Raw genomic sequence first — 6,104 nt, forward strand, 5'->3', positions numbered from 1 at the left:
CTTATGAGATTCTGACCAAGGTAGCACCGTATCCAAAACGGCTTTTTTGTGTATCCTGAAAGTACTTAATATTTTCCAGTTGGCTTAGATACTTGTGGATTTCTTTTCTCAATACCCCATTTCCGATGCCATGGATAAAGGAAATTTCATCCATTCCTGAAGCGATGGCATAGTTCAGGTTTTTTTCGAAAGTTTCCATTTGAAGTCGGACCATTTCCCCGTTACTCATTTTGCTATGATCGGGAGTCAAGGCTTCGATATGAAGGTCGATTTCCTTGGCGGGCCTTTGGTAGACTTGTGGAGGGACAGAACTGTTGGAGTCGGCTTGTAATTCTTCATTGAGTTTTTTGATGTCAATGTCCTTCACCTGGTCGCTCATGGAGAACACATACCCGTTTTTGTCCAAAATAGGTGCCCTACCTTTGCTCTTGAAAAAGGCCGAGGCTTTGAATTTCATTTTCCGCTCGAAAGAGGGTTGTGTTTTTTCGGTTCTTGGATGGATCGGAAAAAACTGGGCAAGCAGATCCGGCCAATCCTCAAAATCGACAATGGATTTTTCGGAAACCTTCTTGGTGCTTTTGGCTTTCAAATCCCCAGCTAAAAGTGTCTTGCAATTTTCCCCGAATACTTCCGATATCATCACCAAATAGTCTCTTTTGCTGGTATTTACCAAATAGATGCTGTGGTCTTTGTCATTGATGGGGAGATAACATAAAAATAATCCTTCGTTTTTGTCAGCAAAGGTTTTTTGACTTCCGGTGAGTATTGGGGTTTCTGTGCTTTTTCCTTCGCCAAAGTATTGTTTTTCGGAAGCAGAGACGACGACGACCTCATTTCTCATGGCTGGGATCCTGAAGCCGTCCTCGATCTCAATTTCTATCCTTCCACCGGAAGAAATCTTGGTGATCACTCCTTCTTCATTGCCATGCAATAAACGTACTTTGTCTCCTATATTCATGAATTCAATGCTTTTTTGTATGTTTCCAAAGCCCTTTCTCTGGCGAATTTATGGTCCACCATTGGCTTTGGATATTGGGATGTCCCGAACTCGGGAACCCATTTTTTGATGTATTTTTTTTCTTTGTCGAATTTCTCCGTCTGGGATTCGGGATTGAAGACCCTGAAGTAGGGCTGGGCATCTGTCCCCGTTCCTGCCGCCCATTGCCAACCCCCATTGTTCGAAGATAATTCAAAATCCAACAACTTCTGTGCAAAATAGGCTTCTCCCCATCTCCAGTCTATCAGCAAGTGCTTCGTCAGAAAGCTTGCCACGATCATTCGAACCCTATTGTGCATAAAACCGGTGGTATTTAGTTCCCGCATTCCGGCATCTACGATAGGATATCCTGTTTTTCCGTTGCACCACTTTTGGAAGTCTTCTTCATCGTTCCTCCAAGGGATTGTATCGTATTGTGGTTTGAAGGCTTTATCCACCACCGCTGGATTGTGAGACAGGATCATCATGTAAAATTCCCGCCAAATCAATTCATTGAGGAACGTTTCATTGAGTTGGGTGGCTTCCAAAGCCAATTTCCGTACACTGATGGTGCCAAACCTCAAATGGATCCCCAATCTGCTCGTCCCTCTGATGGCTGGGAAATTTCGGATTTCATCATATTTCTGGATCAAGGGTTTGTCGATTTCCAAATCAGGGATGTTAATGTCCGTCTTTTCAAAACCCATTTCTTCCAAGCCAATTATGTGGAGCGGGGGAGTGGCGAAGAAAGTGTTTTTTTCCTTATCAAGACTGACCGTTTTGATTTTGGCAGCTTGGAATTTGCTTTTCCAAACCCTGCTGTATGGGGTGAAAACCTTGTAAAAACCTCCAGAACCATTTTGGATCTCATCTTTTTCGAAGATTACCTGATCCTTGAAATCCAAAAACGGAATTTCCTTCACATTCAGTATTTCTTCTATTTGCGAGTCTCTTTCCTTGGCATAGGGCTCATAATCTCTATTGGTATAGACCGATTGAATTTCATATTCTTCCAATAGGGCTCGGAAAATTTCTTCCGGTTTCCCATATTTTACCAAAATGGAACTGTCAAAAGCTTCCAGTTCCCTACTGATCTTGGTGACTTGATTGTGAATGAACTCTACACGAGCATCCTTTTTGTCTTCGAGTTTGTCCAGGATGTTTTTGTCAAAAATGAAAAGAGGAAGCACATTTTTTTCTTGGGTATAGGCATAGTACAAGCCCGTATTGTCCTCCAATCTGAGGTCTCTTCTAAACCAGAAGATGTTGATTTTTTCCATTTCTTGCGCTTAAATTATACCTATTGTAATGATTGAAATCTGGAATTGTTTCAATCCTGTTCTTCTTTTCTGATAAATTCATTTTGGGAATCCATTGGACGGTCCAATACATTGACGCGTTTGTCCAGTTCCTTGAGGGGAATCGGCGTCCAATTCAACTGATTTCCATCTTGGTACCTTAAAAAATCATCCGTGTCATTGATGCGAAGTTTGTCCTTGTCCCTGTTCCGTATTTTTTCAAATAGCTCCCTGAAAGAACTAAAGGAAAGGTTTTGAGAAATCGACATGCCATAGGTGGCCACATTTCTCGATAGGGAGAGTGAGGTGAAAGTATTGAAGTTATTTCTGTTGTAAATCCGCAATCTGTACCTACCATCTTCGGTCAAGAGGTATTCAGCTTGCCAATCTCCAGCGATGCTGTTCAGGTCTGCATTGCCTTGTAAATCCGTGAATCCACCATCCCGCATCACCCGAAGCCGCCCCTCCAGAAATGTATAGGCAACTCGCAGCTGAAAAGTTTCCAGAGCGCTTTGGTCCAATGTGGCCAAATCGATATCCACTTCCAGGTTTTGATCCACCTGGGCGATAAAATTATTGAGCTGGGAAGACAACAGCTGGCTTAGGTTGGAAGTGGCCAAGCTACTGACACCACTGAACTGGCCCTCTGGTGAAAAGGAGCGCATCATGATCACGGAAAATACCTGTCTGTTTTTTTCCTGTTCATCATTTGCGATGCGATTTCTGAAGGCAGAGATGTATGTTTGGATGTTTCCCTCTGGAAATCCGGAAAAATCAAAGTCAAAAGCAATATCGGGTGAAAGGATTTTCCCCTTCAAGTCCATGATGACTTTCACGGGCCATCTTCGTCTCATTTGTGGGTCTTCCAGCTGCGAGCCTGTGGCGCCAGCTTGCAGGTTCTGGAGAGAAACACTTTCTTGGTAGATGGCTTTGAGATCCATCACGCCTTCATAAGGATCCCCAAACCAGGAAATCCTTCCACCAGGCTGCACGATAAATTCTCTCTTGATAATGTTGTAGAGAGAGAAATTGTATTTGGCTTCTGTGATCTCGTAATTCCCCGACATGGAAAAATTGCCTTGGGTGTCAATATTGAGGTTCAATAGCCCACGACCCCTTCCCTGAATGTTTTCACCTGTTCTGGGATCTATTTGGATTTCCGTGTAGGCATCTGGGGTGACATCCAAATTGAAATTCATTCTCACATTGTTGATGGCGAGTTTTTGTACAGATTCCTCAAAGGAAATGGTCCTTGTCGTATCACGAATATTGATGATATTGATATAATCCTCTTGGGCTTGAACCGAACTTGATCCCAAAGGAATGTAAATACGCGTATTTGGATTGGTGGTGGTTCTGGCATTTAGATCCAGGTTGTTTGCCGCGCCGAATATATCCAAGGTTCCAGTTACAAAAGCTGTCCCGTAAAAGAGCTCATTGTCTTTGCTACTGGTATTCAACACTTGGAAGTTTTCCAGATTGGAAGAGATGTCCAGAATGAAATTTTTGAATCCATCATGAACGATTCCTCCTCTCATTCTATTCCGGTTTCCATTGATATCCTTCAAAATCAACTCTTTAAAGCTAATTTCATTTGGTGAAAAAACGATGTTTCCGTCTATGGTATAGAATGTATTGAGATAGTTGATCCGAGTAGTTCCGCCTGTCAACCTTCCAGTACCCAACACCACGGGTGCATTCAATGAGCCTTCCACCGCAAATTCCCCACTTACAGTGCCTCCCATTTGGGTAAGGTATGTGGAAAGAAAAGGCTCCAGAACAGAAAGGTTGGCATTATTCAATTTTGCTTTCAAGGCAAGTTCTTCATCTTTTCTTCCCAGTGAGCCATTGATCTCAATTATCTTTATTCCATCCCTTAAATTGCTCAATTCCAGATTGATGAGGTCTTCTTCCAAATACGTCCCCGCTTCTATATCTCCGATGAGAAAATTATTGATCAATAGATTATCAATGTTTAGATTCCCATTTACCCCTATTTTTTCATAAAAATTATTAAAGGCAAAAAGGCCATTTGCGGTACCTTCATACTCCTGCAAACTGAGGGTGTTTAGAAAATCCATTTTGAGTTCATGGATGTCCAAGGAAAGAATGTCTTCTGGGTTAGCGGTGATTTTCCCGTTGATTGCGACAAACTGATCTTCGTTGAAAAGCTTGATGTTTTCAAATTGGATCAATCCGTCTGTCAGGTAAATTTGGTTATCACCTTCAAAACTCCAAGTCTTCTCCAATATTTTCAATTCCGACGGCAGCATGACGATCGAGGTGTGGTCTCGGAACAATTCGATTTCACTTTTTAGCTTGATATAGCTGTTGGATGCAAATTGATCCTGATTGATGCTCAAATCTATTTTGGATTCATCCCAAATGGCTTCCATGGCCAAATTGTTAAAAGTCAGTCCCGATTTCAGGATTTGTTTTTTTGAAAAAATATAGAAGGAAGCCAAGACTTCATTGTTCAAGCTCATTTTTGAGGTATTGAAATCGAGGTTGGTGTCAAAAAGATAATTCCCGTTGTAGTAGATGGAATCTATACCTGTGAAAAGATTGAAAATGATGTTTTCCTCATTGTTGTAAAAAGCGCCTTCGATAATCGTGTTTTTTGAAATGGTGGTACTCGGCTCAAAAAGGTTGATGATGGGATTGATGTCAATAAAATTGAGGTTGATGTCAATTTGGTAGGGATCTGATCCACCAGCGTTGGAAAGCAATGTTGGGTCTTCTGTCGTATTGGTAAGGATGGCGATGTATTGTCTGCCCAATCTTTCAACATCTACTGCAAGTTCCTTCACTTTAAAATTTCCGGAGATACCGGCCACCAGTAAATCGGAATTGAGAGAAATCAACCTGGATTCATCCGTGAAAAGTGACTGGAAGAAAAAATTATCAATATTGAGATTCTTGCCCTCATAGCTTAGCAGGATGTCGCTGAACCTCGCAATTCCTTCGATATTGTCAAGCGTCAGACCCTTTGTGTCCAGCTCGATGTTTCCACTGACAAAACCTTCCTTGTCCATCAGGTTGATTTCCCTAAGAAATGCGGTGTCGATCCTGGTCATCATTCTGATAGAATCCTTTCCTTCCCTCAAATCCAAAACCCCATCGATTTCAGCTTTTAGATTGGGGTCGTTGACCTTCATTCTGCCTTTAAACAAATCCTTTCCAAAGGTAGCATTTGTGGTAATGTTTTTGAAATCATACTGATTAATACCCGCACTTTTGATATTTGCGTCTACTTGGACCATGAAGGTTTCCAGGGAAAGTCCGGTTCCCTTGACCGAACCTGTCATGGACACTTTTTGGAAGGTTTCGGGATCTTCCATGAGAATTCCCAGATCCAGATTTTTCAATTCCACCCTACCGTTATAGCTGGGCTGATTCCTGACCAATTTGTAATTCAATCTGCCGATAATAGTCCCGATGCTTGTTCTGAAATTCCCATTGGCCATAAAATTGCTGAGGTAGCCGTTGAAATCCGTGTCAAATCGGATGTCTCGGAATTTATCAATTTCCCGAATGGCCTCTTCGCTGATGTAGGGGGCAAGGTCTTCGCTGCTCAAAACGGAATTGAGAAGGGACATTTGGAAAAATGTGCTGTCTATGTTTGGCAATCCATCGATGATGAACTTCCCGAAAAGTGCACTTTTCTTGCCGAATCGGATAAGCAACTCATCTGAGGAAAGATCATCAACTGTTCCTTTGATTTCGCCGCTCAAGAAAATGCGGTCTTCAAAATCCGGGATTTGGTTGGAGAAATATTTGAGATCTTTGATGTCCAGTGCAGACTCATCCAAATGGGTCAATATCTCGAC

The 6,104-nt window shown here is 42.1% G+C and carries 3 protein-coding genes; all 3 read right to left on the reverse strand.

What is annotated here, in order from left to right; all coding sequences use genetic code 11:
• Nucleotide 1: 1 nt before the first annotated feature.
• Nucleotides 2-958: a Smr/MutS family protein gene (locus tag Q7J63_RS12595; RefSeq protein WP_019597320.1), complete on the reverse strand. Its 957-nt coding sequence runs from the start codon at nucleotides 956-958 to the stop codon at nucleotides 2-4.
• Complete coding sequence (locus Q7J63_RS12600; protein ID WP_304886577.1) at nucleotides 955-2,256, reverse strand: deoxyribodipyrimidine photo-lyase; 1,302 nt, start codon at nucleotides 2,254-2,256, stop codon at nucleotides 955-957. Before Q7J63_RS12600 ends, Q7J63_RS12595 begins: the two co-directional genes overlap by 4 nt.
• A 50-nt stretch (nucleotides 2,257-2,306) precedes the next feature.
• Nucleotides 2,307-6,104: translocation/assembly module TamB domain-containing protein (locus Q7J63_RS12605; RefSeq protein WP_304886579.1), on the reverse strand; the 3,798-nt coding region annotated here is incomplete at its 5' end.

This window comes from Rhodonellum sp., from assembly GCF_030656585.1.
GTDB lineage: Bacteria > Bacteroidota > Bacteroidia > Cytophagales > Cyclobacteriaceae > Rhodonellum > Rhodonellum psychrophilum.

Bases quoted from the DNA above. Each gene is read 5' to 3' on its own strand.
- Q7J63_RS12595 (WP_019597320.1), bottom strand. From the start codon at position 958: ATGAATATAGGAGACAAAGTACGTTTATTGCATGGCAATGAAGAAGGA.
- Q7J63_RS12600 (WP_304886577.1), bottom strand. From the start codon at position 2,256: ATGGAAAAAATCAACATCTTCTGGTTTAGAAGAGACCTCAGATTGGAG.